Source organism: Metapseudomonas boanensis, from assembly GCF_018704125.1.
Classification (GTDB): domain Bacteria; phylum Pseudomonadota; class Gammaproteobacteria; order Pseudomonadales; family Pseudomonadaceae; genus Metapseudomonas; species Metapseudomonas boanensis.
Window position 1 is genome coordinate 21,093 of record NZ_JAGTIS010000006.1, and the last position, 19,005, is coordinate 40,097.

Consider the following 19,005-nt stretch of genomic DNA (forward strand, 5'->3'; position numbering starts at 1 on the left):
TCACCTCAACCCGCAGAATGCCGCGATGGCTTGATAGGTTTCGGGCGTGCTGGTCAGTAGGGCGAAGAGAACGACCCAGAGGGCAAGCAGGTAGTGCCAGTAGGTCGCGCACAGCTCTATGCCTGAGCCAAGCTTCTCCAACGGGGTGCGGCGCAGGAGCCTGATGACCGTCCAGCCCCAGGCGACCAGGCCACCCAGCAGGTGAAGCCCGTGCAACCCGGTCAGCAGGTAGAAGAAGCTGTTGGCCGGATTGCTGGAAACCGGGTAACCCCACGCGATGAATTGCTGCCAGACCCAGAGTTGGCCCGCCAGGAAAGCCATGGCGAAGACGCCGCCTAGTGCAAAGCCGAGCAGCGTGCTGCCGTCATCGTTTCGCCGGGCGGCCACTCGTGCCCATTGCAGGCTGATGCTGCCGCAAGCGAGCAGTAGCGTGTTCAGCCAGAGTATCCATGGATGGGCGAGGGGCGCCAACGGGGCCGTCAGCGGCTGCCAGTCCGACACCTGCGAGCGCGCGATGAAGGCGATCAGGAAGAGGAAGAACAGCGAGGTCACCACGGCCAGGAACACGCGCAGACCCACCTTGGCGGTGTTTCGGCGATCAAAAGGAGGGGCCTCGATTCCCGTAGGGTCGCTGCTCCAGCCCCCGGAGCCAGAGCCATTGGTGCCTTTCAACAGCTGTCTGCTCATGGCTTGTCGCCCTCCGCGTCGGCCGTAGTGGAGCGCTTCTGCATGGCTTCCAGTTCTTCGGCGGAGACCGTCTGCGGGACGTAGTCCTGTTCGACTCCCGGCATGCTGTAGTCGTAAGCCCAGCGGTGCACCACCGGCAACCTGGCGCCCCAGTTGCCATGTACCGGCGGCGTATTCGGCGTTTGCCATTCCAGGCTGGTGGCGTGCCAGGGGTTGCCACCTGCGGGCTTGCCCTTGAAGGTGCTCCAGAAGAGGTTGAAGAGGAACAGCAGCTGGGAGACCCCGACCAGCAGGGCGGCGACAGTGATGAATGCATTCAGATCCTGGGCCGACTGCGGGATGAACTCATAGTCCGGATAGGCGTAATAGCGGCGCGGCATGCCAAGGAAACCCAGGTAGTGCATCGGGAAGTAGATGGCATAGGTGCCGAGGAAGGTGATCCAGAAATGCAGCTTGCCCAGGGTGTCGTTCATCAGTCGCCCGGTGATCTTCGGGAACCAGTGATAGATCGAACCGAACACGACCAGGATCGGCGCCACGCCCATGACCATATGGAAGTGGGCGACGACGAAGTAGGTATCGGAAAGGGGGATGTCGACGATCACGTTGCCGAGGAACAGTCCCGTCAGCCCGCCGACCAGGAAAGTGACGATGAAGGCCAGGGCAAAGAGCATCGGAACAGTCAGGTGGATATCGCCGTGCCACAAGGTCAGGGTCCAGTTGTAGACCTTCAGCGCGGTTGGTACCGCGATGATCAGGGTAGTGACGGCAAAGAAGAAACCGAAGTAGGGGTTCATCCCACTGACGTACATGTGGTGTGCCCAGACCACGAAGCTCAGCACGCCGATGGCGACGATGGCCCAGACCATCATGCGGTAACCGAAGATGTTCTTGCGCGCGTGGGTGCTGATCAGGTCCGAGACCAGTCCGAAAGCGGGCAGGGCGACGATGTAGACCTCCGGGTGGCCGAAGAACCAGAACAGGTGCTGGAACAGGATCGGGCTCCCACCCTGATGCTCGAGCGCCTGCCCCATGGAGATGATCGCCGGCATGAAGAAACTGGTGCCCAGCAGCTTATCGAACAGCATCATGACGGCGCTGACGAACAGGGCAGGGAAGGCCAGCAGCGCCAGGATCGAGGCCATGACGATGCCCCATACGGACAGCGGCATGCGGAACAGCGTCATACCGTGGGTGCGCGCCTGCAGCACCGTGGTCACGTAGTTCAGGCCGCCCATGGTGGCGGCGACGATGAAGATCGCCAGCGACACCAGCATCAGCACGATGCCCCATTCGGTCCCCGGTGTGCCCGGGGTGATGGCCTGGGGCGGGTAGAGCGTCCAGCCGGCACCGGAGGGGCCGCCTGGCACGAAGAAGCTCGCCAGCAGGACCAGCACCGATAGCAGGTAGAACCAGTAACTCAACATGTTGACGTAGGGAAAGACCATGTCCCGGGCGCCAACCATCAGCGGAATCAGGTAGTTGCCGAAGCCGCCCAGGAACAGGGCCGTCAACAGGTAGATGACCATGATCATCCCGTGCATGGTCATGGCCTGGTAATAAGCGCTGGCGTCCATGAATTCCAGGCTGCCGGGGAAGCCGATCTGCATGCGCATAAGGCCCGACAACACAAGGGCGACAAGGCCCACGGCGATAGCCGTCAAGGCATATTGAATGGCGATGACCTTGTGATCCTGGCTCCAGATATAGCGGGTCAGGAAGCTCTTGGGTTCGTGCAGTACATCTGCTTCAGCCTGTTCCACATACGCCATGAGGACATCCTCCAGGGAGGTTGCAGAGTCGTATCGGCTCCTTAAGGCGACTGGCTCGGGGCTCCCTTGCCGGGATCAGCGTCGTTTGGGGTTCTGGACCGAATGTACGCAATCAGCGCATTCAGCTCCTCGTCGTCCAGGGTGTAGGCGGGCATCACCGGAGCAAACCCCTTCACGATCATGGCTGCCGGCTCGATGACCGATTGTTTCAGATACGCCTCGTCGACCTTCACCTGCTTGCCATCGGCCAGGGTTTCCGTCCGGCCGTACAGTCCGTACCAACTGGGGCCGACACCCGTGGCACCGTCGACGCTGTGGCAGGCCAGGCAGCCATGCTTCTCGGCCAGCTGCTGACCCTTGACCGAAGGCGTGTCATTGCTGCGCAGTGCGTCCAGTTCCTTGCGTCCGGCCTCGCTCAACGACTTGACGAAGGCCACTACGGCGCCCAGCTCATCCTGGCTGAAAGTATAGGGCACCATCACCGGGGGAAACCCCTGGACCAGGCGGGCCTTCGGATCGAGGATCGACTCGGCCAGGTAGGCGTCGTCGACCTTGACGCTGCTGCCATCGGCCAGCTGCTCGGTGCGGCCGTACAGGTCTTTCCAGCCTGGGCCGAGGCTGGTGCTGCCATCCTGGCTATGACAGGCGCTGCAGCCGTGGCTTTCCACCAATTGGCGGCCTTTCTCCAGCAGGCTTTCTTGGCTGGGGCGTGCGGCCGCCTGCAACGTCTGGGCAAAGGTTTGCTGGCCGGCGAGCCACCGGTCGAAGGCTTCCGGCTGCTCGACCACCAGATGGCCGCGCATATTGAAGTGCCCCACGCCACAGAACTCGGCACACAGTATTTCGTACTTCCCGGGCTGGGTCGGCGTGAACCAGAAGTGGGACACCATGCCCGGGACCATATCCATCTTTCCGCGAATCTGCGGGATGTAGAAGTTGTGCAGGACATCCTTGGAGCGCAGCAGCACCTTGATCGGTTGATTGAGCGGAAGTCGAACTTCGTTGCTGCGGATGAGGACATCGTCCTGCCCGGTGGGGTCATCGCGGTCGAGCCCCAAGGGGTTGGCGCTATCGACCCAGTTCACACCGGCGCGGCCGAGCTTTCCGTCCTGCCCGGCAAAGCGGAATGCCCATTGCCATTGCTGGGCGATCACTTCGAGTTGATAGGCGTCCTTCGGGACCTGGACGAAATCCTTATAGACCACCAGTCCCGGGGCCAGCATGCCCATGATGCCCAGGGAGGTCACGACGATCAGCCAGAACTCCAGTCGCTTGTTTTCCGGCTGGTAGGCCGCCCTGAGCCCTTCCCGGTGACGGAACCGAATCACGGCCACGGCCATGAAAACGGTAACGGCGATGAAAAAGATGCCGGTAATGACCAGCGTAATGAGCAGGGTAGTGTCGATCGAGCCCCAATTGGATGCAGCCGGGGTCAGATGCCAGGGAGCCAGCAGGTGAAACAGGACTGATGCAACGACTAGCAGCATCAAGATGATTGCGATCGCCATGTTCTCTTCATCCTGTGGCGCTTGCTAGCTGACCATGAAGATGTAGCGACACCCGATAACATCGGCTGACTGTCCGTCAGCCTCCCGAACGACTTGGCAATATTCCCTGTCTATCAAGGGCGAAAACCATGGCAATTATAGTCCATGGAAAATTGGGTGTTCCCCGTGGGCTGGCAGCGCAATGCCCGGCCATTGGCAGGGCATCGCGCAAGACTCATTCGGCCCAGGGTTTAAGGATGATTTTTCCGGAGGTCTTGCGTGACCCCGGCAGCCGGTGAACCGAGGCGGGCTGCGTGAATGTTTGCGTGATCAAACGACCGGAATGATCGGCAGTCGCAGGTCCTGGCCTCCGGCCAGTTGCTGTGCCATCTCACCCGCCTGCTCATGGGGCACACCAAGCGACACTGCGCTGGCGGTGCTGAGCCGGTCGAACTGCTCCTCGGTCAGTGCTACGTCCAGCGCGCCGAGGGTGGCGTCGAACTGCTCGCGGGTACGCGAACCCAGGATCGGAATCATCGCAGTGCTGGAGCGGCGGGCGTTGTGCAGCAGCCAGGCAATGGCGACCTGGGTTGCTGTCGTGCCTTGTTCGGCCGCCACGGCGAGGAGGGCGTCGAGGATGGCAGTTTCACGCGCGCTCTTCTCGCCATGGACCAGCATGCCGAGCTTGGTGGCACGGGTGTCATCGGTGCTGGTGCGGTACTTACCGGTGAGGAACCCACCGCCGAGGGGCGACCACTGGGTGACCGCCAGCCCCAGGGCTTCGGCCATCGGCAGCAGCTCCCGGTCAGCGGTTCGCTCGGCCAGGCTGTATTCCAGCTGGATCCCCGCCAGAGGTGCCCAGCCCCGTACGTCTGCCAGGAGATCGGCGCGTGCGATACGCCATGCCGGGAAGTTGGAGAGCCCGGCGTAATGAATCTTGCCGGCGCTGACCAGGTCATCGAAGCCACGAAGGATTTCGTCCATCGGTGTAGCGCCGTCGGTAATGTGCGCCCAGAGCAGGTCAATGCGATCCGTGTTCAGACGCTTGAGGCTTTCCTCGACGGCACGAACCATGTTCTTGCGGCTGTTGCCCGTCCGTGAAAGACCGGCAGCAGGTGTCGTGCCCATGGTGTACTTGGTTGCGATCACGAAGTCATCACGCTGCGCAGCGATGAACTCGCCAAGAAGGACTTCCGACTGGCCCGCCTGGTAGCCATTGGCGGTATCGAAGAAGTTGCCACCGGCCTCGACGTACCCGTCGAAAATCCTCTTGGCTTCTTCCCGTTCTGCGCCGTGGCCCCAGCCGGTACCGAAGTTACCCGTACCCAAGGCCAGCTCGGAAACGCGAAGGCCGGTCCGGCGGCCAAATGTGGTGTAGCGCATGTTGTTCTCCTGCCTGGGTGGCTTTTGATATTTCGGTCATCATATATGAATTTCCAGACTTCGTCGCTGAATCTAGTCCATCGCAGGAATCGAGAAATGCTATTGGTCGTGAAGACATTCGGCGCAGCGTTTGTCGGGCCGCCAGGCCGACTGGCGGCTGCGCACCGACTGCCCGGATTCGCCAGTCAGCTCCTGATACACCCCAGGCGCGGTATCGCCCTCGGTACTGATCAGCAGGACGCGCGAGCCGGCATTCAGCCCGACCTGCTCGGCCAGTCGGGGATCGCGGCATAGCGCGGAAAGTCCTGCCAGTCCGGCTGCGCCGGACTCGCCCGAGACGATCGGTATGTCTCGCTCGCTGCCTGCCGCCAGGGTGCGCATCGCCGCCACGGCGTCGGAATCGTCGACGGTCATGAACCAATCCACTCCGGGTTGCAGGAACCTCCAGGCCAGGGGCGAGGTTTCACCGCAGGCCAGGCCCGCCATCACCGAGTCCACCGAGCTGGTCGCGTTCGCTGCCTCGCCCCGTAGCGCGCTCTGGTACAGGCAGTCAGCTTGCTGCGGCTCGACCACGATAAAGGTCGGGCGGCCCGATCGGTCAATTTCCCAGAAATAGCTGGCGATGCCAGCCGCCAGCCCGCCGACCCCTCCTTGCAGGAATACGTGCGTGAAGGCCCCATTGCCGGCCTGCTCGACGATCTCGGCAGCGATGATGCCGTAGCCCTGCATCACATCGCACGGGATGATTTCGTAGCCGTCATAGGAGGTGTCGGAGACCACCTGCCAGCCGTTTTCAGCGGCCAGGCGGGCCGCTTCGGTGACCGATGCATCGTAGTTACCGGAGATCCGCACGATCTTGGCGCCGTAGCCCGCGATGGCCTGCTCGCGCTCCTGACTGACGTGGGCATGCAGCACGATCACGCAGCGACAGCCGACGCTCTGTGCAGCTGCTGCCAGGGCGCGGCCGTGGTTGCCGTCGGTGGCGCTGATCACCGTGAAGTTGTCCAACTGGCTTTCATAATCACCGGCCAGCAGCCGCTGAGCGTCGAAGCTCAGGCTCGGGAACAGTCGCAGGATCAGACGTACCAGGGCGATCGGTGCGCCGAGTGCCTTGAAGCTGCCCAGGGGCGAGCGCATCGACTCATCCTTGACGCTCAACCCGCCAAGGCCCAGTCGGCTGGCCAGGTCGGGGAGGCTCCAGAGGGGCGTTGCGCTGGGGCGGAGCATCTTCCAGCTCGACAGCCAGACGCGGCTTTCGCCAGCCTTGTGCACATTCATGATCTGCTGCAGATCTGCAGGGTAGGGGGAGAAGGTGGCTTGCGGGTTGCGGGTCAGCATCGGATGCTCCAGGTTCGCGGCAAATAATGAAGGTGAGCGCCTGGCCTCCTTCCCACAGACGGGAGAGGGGCTGATCGATTCAGCGGGTCACGTCGAGACGCTGCAGCACCACGTCCTGCAGCACCTCGGCTCCCTTGATCAACTGGTCGTCGTCCGTGTGTTCGCGGGGGTTATGGCTGATCCCGTCTTGGCTAGGCACAAAGATCATGGCCGCCGGCGCAATGCGGGCGATCATCTGGGCATCGTGGCCGGCCCCGGACGTGATGCGACGGTGAGTAAGCCCCAGGCGGCTGGCCGAAGTTTCGATTTCGTCGGCCAGTTGCGCGTCGAAGGTCACCGGTTCGAAGCGCGCCAGCTGCTCGCTGTGGATGCCCACGCCTTCCGCTTCGGCGGTGCGGACCAGGAAGTCCGCCAGACGCTGCTCGGCGGCCTGCAAGCGCCCTTCGTCCGGGTCGCGCAGGTCCACGGTGAAGGTTGCCTTGCGCGGAATCACATTGATCACATTGGGCTCGAAACGCATGCAGCCAACGGTGGCCAGAGTGCTGCCGCCGGAGTCTTCGGCGATCTCGCGCAGGTGATGAACCACGGCACTGGCGACCCAGCCAGCGTCATGCCGCAGCCTCGTCGGAGTAGTGCCGGCATGGTTCGCGCTGCCCTGGATGGTGATCTGCTGCCAGGAAATGCCCTGAAGGTTCTCCACAACGCCAATCAGCGTGTTCTCCGCTGCCAGAATCGGGCCCTGCTCGATATGCAGTTCCAGGTACTCGTGCGGCACGATCGAGCCCGGCTCCAGGTCCCCGGCGTAGCCAATGCGAGCCAGCTCTTCGCCCAGGCGGCTGGCGTCAGTGCCGATGCTGGCCAGCGCCGCCTCCAGCGTCAGACCGCCAGCGTGGACCAGTGAACCCATCATGTCCGGCTGATAGCGCACACCTTCTTCGTTGGTGAAGGCGGCGATGCACAGCGAGCGCGTCGGTATGAGCCTGGCTGCGCGAAAAGCGCGGATCACGGCCAGGCCAGCGAGCACGCCATAGCAACCATCCAGCGCACCGGCGTTGGTCACTGTGTCAATATGGGACCCCAGCATCAGCGGCGCTTGCGAGCCGTCATCGCTGGGCGAGCGCAGGATGCCGAAGATATTGCCGATGCGGTCGATTCGTACCTCCAGATCCAGCTCGCGCATCCAGCGGCACACCAGGTCGCGGCCGGCTTTTTCGTCATCGGTCAGTGCGATGCGCGTGCGGCCACCTAACTCCTGATCCAGGCCGATCTCGCCCAATTCACGGAGCTGGGTCAGGAGCTTTGCCCCATCCAGTTTCAGCTCGGGCTCGTGCATGCTGCTTTCTCCTCGGTTCAGGTGTCGCTGCGTCTGAAGTGAAATGTTATTGCTTGGGTTGTGCCTTTCATGCTCGCTTTTGCGAAATACTCCGCACTTTGATTTCTAATTTATGGGTGTTTGATCAATAGAATTTCAGGAGCTGCCATGAGTCTCGATGCCTACGACCTCAAGCTGCTGGCCGAAGTCCAGCGGGATGCCGACTTGCAGCAGAGCGAGCTGGGAGAGCGGGTGAGCCTTTCACCTGCTGCAGTCAACCGCCGCCTCAAACGTCTCAGCGCCGAGGGTGTGATCAGGAAGCGAGTCGCCCTGGTCGACCCGGCAGCGTTGGGCCACCCACTGACCATCATTGCCGAGGTGGAGGTGGAAAGTGAGCGCATCGACCTGCTGGACGCCATGAAGCGTAGCTTCGCGGCGTGCCCCCAGGTGCAGCAGTGCTACTACGTCGCCGGTGAGTGGGACTTCGTGCTGGTGCTGAGCGTGACCAGCATGGAGCAGTACACCGAGCTGACCCGGCAACTGTTCTTCGAGAACAACAACGTCAAACGCTTCAAGACGCTGGTCTCCATGGGCAACGTCAAGGTTGGACTGGAAGTGCCGACGGGAGCGGTGGCTGATGGATGAACCGGGGCCCGCTCCCGGGCGATGCGTCAGGCTTCGATTCGTACGTCGCTCGCGGGGGTGATGACCGCCCGATGGCCGAAGCTCGTCATGTTCCCCAAGGTGATGTTGTGATGGGCGGTAATCTGCGCAGCAGTCAGGACGCCGTTGTCCACGGTCGAATGCGCGTCCCCTGCGAGCACCACGTCATATCCCAGTGCCAGTGCGCGCCGGACGGTCGTGTCTACACAGAAGTCGCTCTGCAAGCCGCACATCACAAGCCTGGTGATGTCACGCTCCTTTAGCAATTGGCTCAACTCGGTCCGGTGGAAGGAGTCTGGAGTCGTCTTGCGAACTCGAATGTCCTCCGGCTGCACATTCAGCCCTTCGGCGAGCTGCCAACCATCCGTGGCGAACTGAAAAGGCCCGTCGACTTCTTCATGCTGGATCAGAAGGACTGGCGCGCCAGCGTTGCGTGCTTTTTCGCTAAGCGCATTGATTCGCTCGATGACCCGGTCGATATCGAAGGCTACTTCTTCCCCGGTGCAAAGTGCTTGCTGGACGTCGATGATCAGGAGTGCAGTGGTCATGGCGCGTTTCCTTGGAGTTGACCTGGGGGGTAAGGAATGTGGGGGCGGAAGCAGCTGGTTCCGGATTACGTTTGCGCACTCGAATTGAAGGCGCCCAGGCCCTACCTTTTACCCTGTGCGGGTGCCGCTATGAGTCAGCATTTGCCTTGCTTTCGCGACGCATATCCATCCAGCGGACGATCTCCTCGTTGAAGCCGGGGGGAGCCTTGCGACCGACCCGTCGCACCAGGTCGAGGACCGTTTGCTGGGCCAGCGCTTCTTCCATTCGTTTCTGCGCCGTCTGCATGACCGCGTGAATCGCGCAGGTGCCGCTCAGAGCCCAGTCCGGAGGCGAGCCATCGAAGACGGCGCACCGCCCCCTGATGTCGCGACACTCGAAAATTGCCTTCTGCCCGTCGATGGCCCGAACAATATCTAGCACCGTGATCTCATCGGCCGGCCTTGCCAGCTTGAAGCCTCCACGCACGCCTTCGGTGGCGACCACCAGATTCGCTTTCGCCAGTCTGGTGAACACCTTGGCCAGCAGCTCCTGAGGCACTCCCTGCAGTTCGGCCAGGGCGCGGACGCTGGACTCGCGGCTGTCTCCCTTCTCATCCGCCAGGTAGAGGAGGCAGTGGATGCCGTATTCAACCCCTGCGCTATAAAGAGCCATCTTTAACTCCGACAATATTGGTCGCACTATTCTGCGGCTTATCCAGGGCTGTCACAAGCTTTTTACCCCGGCGAGCGGTTGTATGTTGCCGCCGATGCGGCACTTTTCCTCTGCTTAATTCCTGTATTTGCTGAGATTCAGTGCTGCTCCGGAGTCTCGCTGGAGAAATGATGGCGACGAGCGGCGGCTGGAGCAAGGGAAAAAGCTTGCTCCTATTAACTACGATCAATATAGTCGTAGTTACGAAATGGGCGATGACGCAAAACCAGCACTGCTGACAAGCCTGCCTATCCCGTACCGTTCGACTCGATGCCTGTGCGTATTCGTTTGGAACACGATTCCTTTCCCAATCTGGAGACAAGCATGAAACAACGCATTCTGATCGTCGGCGCTGGCTTTGGTGGCATGTGGAGCGCGCTGAGCGCGGCTCGACTGCTCGACCTGCACGGTCACACGGATACCGAGGTGGTAGTGCTGGCACCCCAGGCCGAGTTGCGCATTCGCCCGCGCTTCTATGAGGCAGACGTGCATAAGATGAGCGCGCCACTCGGTGAACTTTTCGAAGCTGTCGGAGTGCGATTCGTCAAAGGCGTGGCCGAGCGGATCGACGTGGCAGGCAAGAAAGTCGAGTACCGCGATGAGCAGGGGGTGGCCGGCGAACTGGTCTATGACCGGCTCGTCCTGGCCAGTGGCAGTAAAGTCCTCCGCCCGAGCCTGGCAGGTGTCGAGCATGCCTTCGACGTCGATCAGATCGAAGAAGCCGTGCGCCTGGAGCAACACATCAAATCCCTGAGCCAGCTGCCGGCGTCGAGCGCCCGCAATACCGTGGTCGTCGCGGGTGGTGGTTTCACCGGGATCGAGACCGCCACCGAAATGCCGGCCCGCCTGCGTTCCGCCTTGGGCGCGGATGCCGACATCCGCGTGATCGTCGTGGATCGTGGCAGCGAGATCGGCGCCGCCCTGGGCGATGGCCCGCGTCCGCTCATTGCGGAGGCTTCGGCAGAGTTGGGCGTCGAGTGGAGGCTGAATAGCATGGTGGCGTCGGTCGATGCTGGCGGTGTCACCCTGGCGGATGGCCAACGCATCGAGGCCAAGACGGTAATCTGGACCGTAGGCGTGCGCGCCAGCTCGTTGACCGAACAGGTTCCGGCAGAGCGTGACCGCTTCGGCCGCCTGCATGTGGATCGCAACCTCCAGGTGCTCGGCCACGCCGATGTGTTCGCCACTGGCGATGTCGCCTACGCCGCGACCGATGACGAGGGCAACTACGCGCTGATGACCTGCCAGCACGCAATCGCCCTGGGCCGCTCGGCCGGCAACAACGTGGCCGCCAGCCTGCTCGGCGTCGAGCCAATCCCCTACAGCCAGCCCAAGTATGTGACCTGCCTGGACCTGGGTGGCTGGGGCGCGGTCTTTACCGAGGGCTGGGATCGCCAGATCAAGTTCGTGCGGGAGGCCGGCAAGCAGCTCAAGACCCAGATCAACAGCATCTGGATCTACCCGCCGGCGGCAAAACGTGCCGAAGCGCTGGCGGCGGCGGATCCGCTGATCCCCGTGGTCGCGTGATCAAGCGCTCATAGCGTTGTCCTGAAGCCTGATGCCCCGAAGGTCACTGACCTTCGGGGCTTTTTTCATCCATAGAATGTTTTTTGTGGGGCGAATGAATGGGCTCTGCCCCTACTCAGTATTGCAACTGGATGCATCTCTTGTAGGAGCGAGCTTGCTCGCGAAAAGGTCCGGTTCGTGGGCAAGAGTTCGGCGCCCCCCTTGTAAGTCGTTACACAACCGGCTTCATACCGTGGCGTTGAACGCCTCGTGATAGCTCACGTCACCCACCGGCCAGGTCTCGCTGAAGGAAACCGCCTGGAAATATTCGGCGGGTACGCCGGGCAGAACCAGCTCAGGCCGTGCGACAAAGCCGAATCGCTGGTAGAACGCTGGATCGCCAAGCAGCACGCAGCCGGCAGCACCACGACGTTGCAGGTCAGCCAGGGCCGCCTCCATCAGCAGCGTGCCGATGCCCTCGCCCTGGCGCGCAGGCAGTACGGAGATTGGGCCAAGGCCGAACCAGTTGGTTGCGCCAGAGGAGATCGAAACCGGTGACAAGGCCACATGGCCGACGATCTGGTCGTCATCCGCCGCCACCAGCGATATTGACAGTTGCCCGGCACGGCGTAGCGCGTTGACGATGAACTGCTCGGTATGGTTCGTATGCGGCGCATGCTCGAATGCGGCGGCGGTCAGATGCTCGATGGCTGCGCAGTCGGCAGGTGATTCAGTGCGAATGACCAGGGGCATGGGAGGCTCGAAATGCTTGAAAGGTTTGCCATGGTGCCCGACTCATGTGCCGAGTGGGAGCTGATGAAGAGGCGCCCGGGCAAACCCCACACTTCCGGTTCGCTTCAACCGGGGCGAAGACAAGTAGAATCACGCCATTGAAGGTTTTTCAAGGTTGCTGCGGTGGATCTACATCTGGGTTTCGTCCTGACCCGACACTGGCGCGATACGTCCGCCGGCGCGGAAGTCGAGTTCTGGCTGGCGACCGATGAAGGCTCCCGGCGAATTCGTATACCGCTCCAGACCTCGGTTGCCTTCATTCCGGCGGAACAACGCGAACGCGCCGAGACGCTGCTGCGCGGCGAGCGTGACGTCGAACTGCGCCCGTTGGGATTGTGTGACTTTCGCCATCGCCCCGTGGTTGGTCTGTACTGCCAGCAACACCGCCAGTTGATGCGCCTCGACAAGCTGCTGCGGGGCGCGGGTGTGGACGTGTACGAGGCCGACATCCGTCCGCCAGAACGTTACCTGATGGAGCGTTTCATCACGGCGCCGGTGCTGTTCGGCGGTACGCCAGACGGCAGCGGCGTGCTGCTCGACGCGCAGATGAAGCCCGCGCCGGACTATCGCCCGGCGTTGAAGCTGGTCTCCCTCGACATCGAGACCAATGCCCATGGCGATTTGTACTCCATCGCCCTCGAAGGCTGTGGTCAGCGCCAGGTCTACATGCTCGGCCCGGCGAACGGGCAGGGCGATGCGCTCGAATTCCGCCTGGAGTACTGCGACAGCCGTGGCCAGCTGGTTGAACGGCTGAACGAATGGCTGGCCCGCCATGATCCTGATGCGATCATTGGCTGGAACCTGGTGCAGTTCGACCTGCGCGTGTTACGCGACCATGCCCAGCGCCTGAAGGTACCCTTGCGGCTTGGGCGCGGTGGCGATGAGATGGGCTGGCGCGAGCACGGCAGTCGCAACAACCACTACTTCGCGGACGCCGCCGGAAGGCTGATCATCGATGGCATCGAGGCACTTCGCTCAGCCACCTGGAGCTTCCCCTCGTTCAGCCTGGAGAACGTCGCGCAGACCCTTCTTGGCGAAGGCAAGTCCATCGACAACCCTTACCAGCGCATGGACGAAATCGACCGCATGTTTGCCGAGGACAAGCCCGCCCTGGCGCGCTACAACCTCAAGGACTGCGAGCTGGTGACGCGCATCTTCGAGAAGACCGAGCTGCTGACCTTCCTGCTTGAGCGCGCCACTGTCACCGGCCTGCCCGCGGATCGCAGCGGCGGCTCGGTGGCAGCCTTCACTCACCTCTACATGCCGCTGATGCACCGCCAGGGCTTCGTCGCGCCCAACCTTGGCGAGCGGATGCCGGAGGCGAGCCCCGGCGGCTTCGTGATGGACTCGCGGCCCGGTCTCTACGAGTCGGTGCTGGTGCTGGATTACAAAAGCCTCTATCCGTCGATCATCCGCACCTTCCTGATCGACCCGATAGGGCTGGTGGAAGGCCTCAAACATCCTGACGACACCGACTCGGTACCAGGCTTTCGTGGGGCGCGCTTCTCGCGCACCAGGCATTGCCTGCCGGCCATCGCGGCGCGCGTGTGGGAGGGCCGCGATGTAGCCAAGCGCGAGCACAACAAGCCGCTCTCGCAGGCGCTCAAAATCATCATGAACGCCTTCTACGGTGTGCTCGGTTCCAGCGGCTGTCGCTTCTTCGACCCACGCCTGGCCTCGTCCATCACCATGCGCGGCCACGAGATCATGCGCCGCACGCGAGAGCTGATCGAGGCCGAGGGCTATGCGGTGATCTACGGCGACACCGACTCCACCTTCGTCTGGCTCCGCCGCGCCCACGCGGAAGAGGACGCAACGCGCATCGGCCGGGCGCTGGTTCAGCGGGTCAACCAGTGGTGGCGTGAATACCTGCAGGATGAGTTCGGCCTGGAAAGTGCGTTGGAGCTCCAGTTCGAAACGCATTACCGGCGCTTCCTGATGCCGACCATCCGAGGGGCGGAGGAGGGTAGCAAGAAGCGCTACGCCGGCTTGGTCGGGCGTGCGGACGGCAGCGAGCAGATGGTCTTCAAGGGGCTGGAGACCGTGCGCACCGACTGGTCACCGCTGGCCCAGCAGTTCCAGCAGGAGCTTTACCAGCGCATCTTCAACCAGCAGCCCTTCGAGAACTACGTGCGTGAATACGTGCGCCGTACCCTGGCGGGCGAACTGGACGACCTGCTGGTGTATCGCAAGCGCTTGCGCCGTCGACTGGACGACTACCTGCGCAACGTGCCGCCGCACGTACGCGCGGCGCGCATCGCCGATGACTACAACGCCCGCCAGGGGCGGCCGCTCCAGTACCAGAGCGGTGGATGGATCAGCTATGTGATCACCACAGCCGGTCCGGAGCCTTTGGAAACCCGGCGCGCGCCCATCGACTACGACCACTACGTGACCCGCCAGCTGCAACCAGTGGCGGATGCGATTCTGCCCTTCGTGCAGGCAGACTTCAGCCGCTTGATCGATGGACAGCTCGGCCTTTTCTGAATCGGTTGCTCGCCAGTCAGCAAGCTTTAGCCCGGACCTCAGCCCGGGTCTGGGTAGGAGCCTCGGATTGAGGTCAGTCCTCTGCGCTTCCAGACGGGCCGCAGGGCTTCAACCGATCAGCAGGAGCGGTTCCTGCATTGGCGTAGGGGCTTGTCGAATGGCCGTGTGGGCAGGCGGTACGCTCACGGATCGTGTCCCAACATGCGGCCCAAAGAAAGCAGACATCGAACCCTGTCGCTCTGATAGGAAAGACGGGGTGAGACCCGTAGCCAAACATTCCTGTGGCAGACGCTTGCCTTGCTAGCCACTTACCGATTTCCAGACCCGGCACGCCGTTGAAACTACGTGCGGCCGGTCTGTGCTGTGATCACTGTATGCAAATTTTGAGTTCACTCTGTGTCTGACACTGTCATTTGATCCGATCTAGCATCGTTTCCCTTACCAAGGTGCTTGCTATGAATGAGATTCCCGGCGGTATTGATTTTTCAGGGTTGGCGGCGCGTCGGTTGGTTCCGAATGACCTCGAACTCATCTGTGTACAGCGCGAGACGATGTTCCTGGAAGCGGGAGGAGAGCTATCGGCACTGCGATTGATGACCGAGCATTTCCGGCCCTGGTTGCGCGAGCGTTTGCTCGATGGGCGCTACTACGGTTTCGCGCTGATGGAGGGTCAGCAGGCGGTGGCTGCGATAGGCTTGATGAGCATCGACTGGCCGCCCCATCCTTCTCATCCGACCCTGGATCAGCGCGGCTATGTGCTCAATGTGTACGTCGAACCCAGCTACCGGCGCCGGGGGCTAGCTTCTGCTCTGATGAAGTTGGCCGAAGCTGAGTTTGCCCATCGTGGGCTGAATTTCGCGGTGCTGCATGCGACGACGAGCGGCAAACCCGTCTATGAAGGACTGGGCTGGGTGGCTACCACCGAGATGGCAAAGATCGTCCAGTGATCGATCACCATTGGTGGTCCCCAGTTTCGTAGGCCTATACAAATGCCTGCTCTCGGTCAATTGCCGACGATAGGTACCCCTTGCTCTCGGGCTGAGACAGCAAATTCTGGATCGCTTGCTCCGACCTGGGCCGAGAGCGGGCCAATCTGACCGGCGAAGACTCGGCGTAATGCAGGCGGTGGACCTCGAATGGGGGCTTGGGTGGGATGCATGGGCCCAAGCGGCGGCCGCCATCTCAATTGCCCAGGCCGGTGCCCGGTCGCTATGGGACCGTTCGTGGCGGGGAGTAGGGCAGGTCTGCGATGGGGTATCGCCAAGGTTTGATCGAGGCGAATTGGCATGGGTTCAATGAAATGTAATTATATTACATTTCATGAAGTGCTCTCTATGACCTTATCCCCCTCGACCCGCCTCCATTCGATCGATGCCCTGCGTGGCCTGGTCATTCTGTTCATGCTGCTGGATCACGTCAGAGAGACCTTTTACCTGCACCTGCAGGTATTAGACCCCATGGACGTCCTGCAGACTGATCCCGCTCTGTTTGCCAGTCGGACGTTTGCGCATCTCTGTGCACCCGTGTTCATTCTCCTGACCGGCTTATCGGCCTTCCTCTACGGCGAGAGGCAGGCCGAGCGCGGCACGGTTTCCAGCTTTCTCTTCAAGCGCGGGCTGTTTCTGGTCATGCTGGAGATCACCCTGGTGAACTTCGCCTGGACTTTCCAACTACCGCCCAGTGTGATCTATCTGCAGGTGATCTGGGCCATCGGCTTGAGCATGCTGGCACTCTCTGCGCTGATCTGGCTGCCGCGAGCGTTTCTGATCGCCCTGGCGCTCCTGCTCATTGGCGGGCACAACCTGCTCGATGGCGTGCATTTCTCCGCGGCGTCCTGGTTTCACATTCCATGGGCAGTGCTGCATGACCGCGGCTGGATCGAGGTGTCCGAGGGGCTGCGCCTACGCACCTCCTATCCGGTGCTGCCCTGGATCGGTGTGATTGCGTTGGGCTATGCCATCGGCCCCTGGTTCGCCCGAGCGAGCGATGCTGACCGGCGTTACCGTTGGCTGCTCACGTCAGGCGCCTCTGCGCTAGTTGCGTTCCTGGTGTTGCGCCTGTTCAACGGCTATGGCGAGAAGCCTTGGTTCACTGGGGAAACCGTCGTCCAGACGCTGATGAGCTTCTTGAACGTCACCAAGTACCCGCCATCCCTGCTATTCCTGGCGCTGACGCTGGGGGTGGGCATGCTGCTGCTGGTGGTTCTCGAGCGTCGCGGCGATGGCCAACTGGTCCGATGGCTGGCGGGGTTCGGCGCTGCTCCGATGTTCTTCTACCTGCTCCACCTCTATGTGTTGAAGGCGCTCTACGTGGCCTGCCTGGCAACCTGGGGCCCCAACCACGGGCAGTACTTCGGGTTCGACTCGGTTTCGGCATTGTGGCTGACGACGGTGCTACTGGCGGTGGGACTCTATCTGCCGGTGTGTTGGTTTGCCCGGTTGAAGGCGCGCCGCCGAGACATGACCTGGCTGAAATACTTCTAGAGAAATCCGGCAGATCCAACCTGCTGTAGCGGATCCCGGCACGGGCAAGAAAAGGCTGGAGGATCAGTGATGACGCTCCAGTACTCGATCCGGCGCGATTGGCCCCGAGATCACGTTCGCCGGCCGGTCACTCGGGCAACCCGGCCAGCCGCAGTCCATCGGCGAACCGCGCGAGATCCTCGGGCCGTTGGATTGGCAGCCAGTCCTTCAGGTTGGAGACGCGTAAAGCTGGATCCAATTCGTGTAGGCGCTGCATCGCCTGCTTCGCTTTGTCCATTTGTCCGGTGAGCGCATGACTGGCCGCCACCAGGGCAACCGGAACCAGGAGGCTGGGCAGGTTGCCCAGAGCCTTTTCCGCCCAGGTCGAAGCGGCGTCGAAGCGCCCGGCGAAGAAGTGCGCGAGCGCCATCCCGATCTGCATCCGGAACATTTCCGGATCTAGCGGACTCAAGCGAGTGGCGTGCGTCAGGTTTTCAATCGCGGCGTCTGTTTCACCGCGAAGTGCGCGCAGGATACCGCCGAGGTACCAGGCGGGGGCGAGGTTGGGATTGAGCAGGCGTGCCCTGTCGAGGAGGGCAATTCCACCATCGACATCGCCGGCGAGATGGCCAAGTGCATGCCCGCCTCGCGTCAGCGCCACCGCATCATCTCGGCCGAGCTCCACCGCCAAACGTGCGAGTCGTACGCCCTCGGTGATCTCGCGCGTCCGATCGGTCATCCAGCCATTCACCTTGCGCCAGAAATGGCACCAGGCCGCCATGCCATAGGCCGATGCAAACTCCGGATCGAGCTCGACGGCCTTGTAGAACAGCGGCAGTGCCTCCTCGATGGCTTCGCGGGTGCCGCTGTGCAGTTTTGCCATCCCACGCAGGTAATAGTCATAGGCGTCCAGGCTTTCGGTCGGTTTGCGTTTGGCACGTTCGATTTCCGCCCGTTCGAGCTGCGGCGCGATAGCGCCGACGACGCTTTCGGTAATTTGATCCTGCAGCCCGAAGATGTCGTGGAGCATCCCTTCGAAGCGCTCCGCCCAGATATGCATCCCGGTCGTCGCGTCGATGAGCTGCCCGGTGATGCGTACCTTGTTCCCGGACTTGCGCACGCTACCTTCGAGCACGTAGCGCACACCGAGTTCCTGTCCGACGCCTTTGACGTCCACCGTCCGGCCTTTGTAGGTAAAACTCGAATTGCGCGCGATGACGAACAGCCAACGGATACGCGACAGGGCGGCGATGATGTCCTCGACCATGCCGTCGGCGAAATAGTCCTGATCTGGATCGCCGCTCAGGTTGTGGAAGGGCAAGACGGTAATGGAGGGCTTGTCCGGCAGCACGAGCGCGGCTGGAGGCGTTTGCGTCGAGTCAACGGCCGCGCGCTCGCCGGTGCCTGGCCAGTCCGGTTGTCGCGTTTCGTCGCGCTCGTCGACTTTGATCTGGCCGACGAAGCGGTAACCCTTGCGGGCGACCGTGCGCACCAGGCGCTGCTCTTCACCGGTATCGCCGATTGCCTTGCGCACCGCGTTGATGTGGCTGGTGACGGTCGATTCCGAGACGATCCGGCCGCCCCATACCGCCTGGAGCAGGTCATCCTTGCTGACGACGCGATCGCGGTTGCTGACAAGCTGCAGCAATAGATCGAAGACCTGCGGCCCGACGGCCACGACTTGCCCGCGCAAGGTCAGTTCCCGGCGCTCCTGATCGAGCACGTAGTCTTCAAAGGCGAATTGCAAGGTGAGTATCCCCGAGTCGAGCGCCCTCGACTCCGTGTCCGAGTTGGCGATTAGTAGGTGCTATCGATATTACGGCAGCGCCTGAGTCGCCGCATTGCCCACGGCAAGGAATGCCCGTCTGCCAACGGTG

Annotated in this window: 15 protein-coding genes; 5 read left to right on the forward strand and 10 right to left on the reverse strand. The window is 62.1% G+C overall.

The features are described 5' to 3' along the window. From J7302_RS12735 to J7302_RS12760, 6 genes are all read right to left on the reverse strand, one after another. Window positions 1-687 carry a cytochrome c oxidase subunit 3 gene (locus J7302_RS12735; protein ID WP_215374875.1) on the reverse strand — a complete coding sequence of 229 codons (687 nt, stop codon included), beginning with the start codon at window positions 685-687 and terminating at the stop codon, window positions 1-3. After that, the gene (locus tag J7302_RS12740) at window positions 684-2,459 is read right to left on the reverse strand and encodes a cytochrome c oxidase subunit I (RefSeq protein WP_215374878.1); all 1,776 of its coding nucleotides are present in this window, start codon (window positions 2,457-2,459) and stop codon (window positions 684-686) included. Before J7302_RS12740 ends, J7302_RS12735 begins: the two co-directional genes overlap by 4 nt. 41 nt (window positions 2,460-2,500) lie before the next feature. Continuing rightward, window positions 2,501-3,967, reverse strand: a complete 1,467-nt coding sequence (locus J7302_RS12745) for a cytochrome c oxidase subunit II (protein WP_215374881.1) — start codon at window positions 3,965-3,967, stop codon at window positions 2,501-2,503. 309 nt (window positions 3,968-4,276) lie between these two features. Continuing rightward, entirely contained in the window at window positions 4,277-5,329 is a 1,053-nt protein-coding gene (locus J7302_RS12750; protein WP_215374884.1) for an aldo/keto reductase, read from the reverse strand. 99 nt (window positions 5,330-5,428) lie between these two features. After that, window positions 5,429-6,667 (reverse strand): diaminopropionate ammonia-lyase, encoded by a 1,239-nt coding sequence (locus J7302_RS12755; protein ID WP_215374887.1) that lies wholly within the window; start codon window positions 6,665-6,667, stop codon window positions 5,429-5,431. A gap of 79 nt (window positions 6,668-6,746) precedes the next feature. After that, the gene (locus J7302_RS12760) at window positions 6,747-8,000 is read right to left on the reverse strand and encodes a Zn-dependent hydrolase (RefSeq protein ID WP_215374890.1); all 1,254 of its coding nucleotides are present in this window, start codon (window positions 7,998-8,000) and stop codon (window positions 6,747-6,749) included. A 147-nt stretch (window positions 8,001-8,147) separates the two neighbouring features. Here J7302_RS12760 and J7302_RS12765 point away from each other — a divergent pair, with 147 nt between their 5' ends. Next, on the forward strand, window positions 8,148-8,624 hold the full coding sequence (locus tag J7302_RS12765) for an Lrp/AsnC family transcriptional regulator (RefSeq protein WP_215374893.1): 477 nt from the start codon (window positions 8,148-8,150) through the stop codon (window positions 8,622-8,624). Between the two features lie 26 nt (window positions 8,625-8,650). Here J7302_RS12765 and J7302_RS12770 read toward each other — a convergent pair whose 3' ends face one another. Next, window positions 8,651-9,190, reverse strand: coding sequence for a cysteine hydrolase family protein (locus J7302_RS12770; protein ID WP_215374896.1), 540 nt, complete (start codon window positions 9,188-9,190; stop codon window positions 8,651-8,653). A 127-nt stretch (window positions 9,191-9,317) separates the two neighbouring features. Next, entirely contained in the window at window positions 9,318-9,842 is a 525-nt protein-coding gene (locus J7302_RS12775; protein WP_215374899.1) for an RrF2 family transcriptional regulator, read from the reverse strand. A gap of 363 nt (window positions 9,843-10,205) precedes the next feature. On the opposite strand from J7302_RS12775, the gene J7302_RS12780 reads away from it, so the two are divergent. Next, a complete protein-coding gene (locus tag J7302_RS12780) occupies window positions 10,206-11,408 on the forward strand; it encodes an NAD(P)/FAD-dependent oxidoreductase (protein ID WP_215374904.1) in 1,203 nt (400 codons plus the stop codon). A 225-nt stretch (window positions 11,409-11,633) separates the two neighbouring features. Here J7302_RS12780 and J7302_RS12785 read toward each other — a convergent pair whose 3' ends face one another. Continuing rightward, window positions 11,634-12,140 carry a GNAT family N-acetyltransferase gene (locus tag J7302_RS12785; protein WP_215374907.1) on the reverse strand — a complete coding sequence of 169 codons (507 nt, stop codon included), beginning with the start codon at window positions 12,138-12,140 and terminating at the stop codon, window positions 11,634-11,636. Window positions 12,141-12,302: 162 nt separating this feature from the next. Here J7302_RS12785 and J7302_RS12790 point away from each other — a divergent pair, with 162 nt between their 5' ends. From J7302_RS12790 to J7302_RS12800, 3 genes are all read left to right on the forward strand, one after another. Next, window positions 12,303-14,666: a DNA polymerase II gene (locus J7302_RS12790; RefSeq protein ID WP_215374910.1), complete on the forward strand. Its 2,364-nt coding sequence runs from the start codon at window positions 12,303-12,305 to the stop codon at window positions 14,664-14,666. Window positions 14,667-15,121: 455 nt separating this feature from the next. Further along, the gene (locus J7302_RS12795) at window positions 15,122-15,613 is read left to right on the forward strand and encodes a GNAT family N-acetyltransferase (protein ID WP_215374913.1); all 492 of its coding nucleotides are present in this window, start codon (window positions 15,122-15,124) and stop codon (window positions 15,611-15,613) included. A gap of 387 nt (window positions 15,614-16,000) precedes the next feature. Then, window positions 16,001-17,149 carry a DUF1624 domain-containing protein gene (locus J7302_RS12800; RefSeq protein WP_215374916.1) on the forward strand — a complete coding sequence of 383 codons (1,149 nt, stop codon included), beginning with the start codon at window positions 16,001-16,003 and terminating at the stop codon, window positions 17,147-17,149. 127 nt (window positions 17,150-17,276) lie between these two features. Here J7302_RS12800 and J7302_RS12805 read toward each other — a convergent pair whose 3' ends face one another. Then, window positions 17,277-18,875, reverse strand: a complete 1,599-nt coding sequence (locus J7302_RS12805; RefSeq protein WP_215374919.1) for a winged helix-turn-helix domain-containing protein — start codon at window positions 18,873-18,875, stop codon at window positions 17,277-17,279. Window positions 18,876-19,005 lie beyond the last annotated feature (130 nt).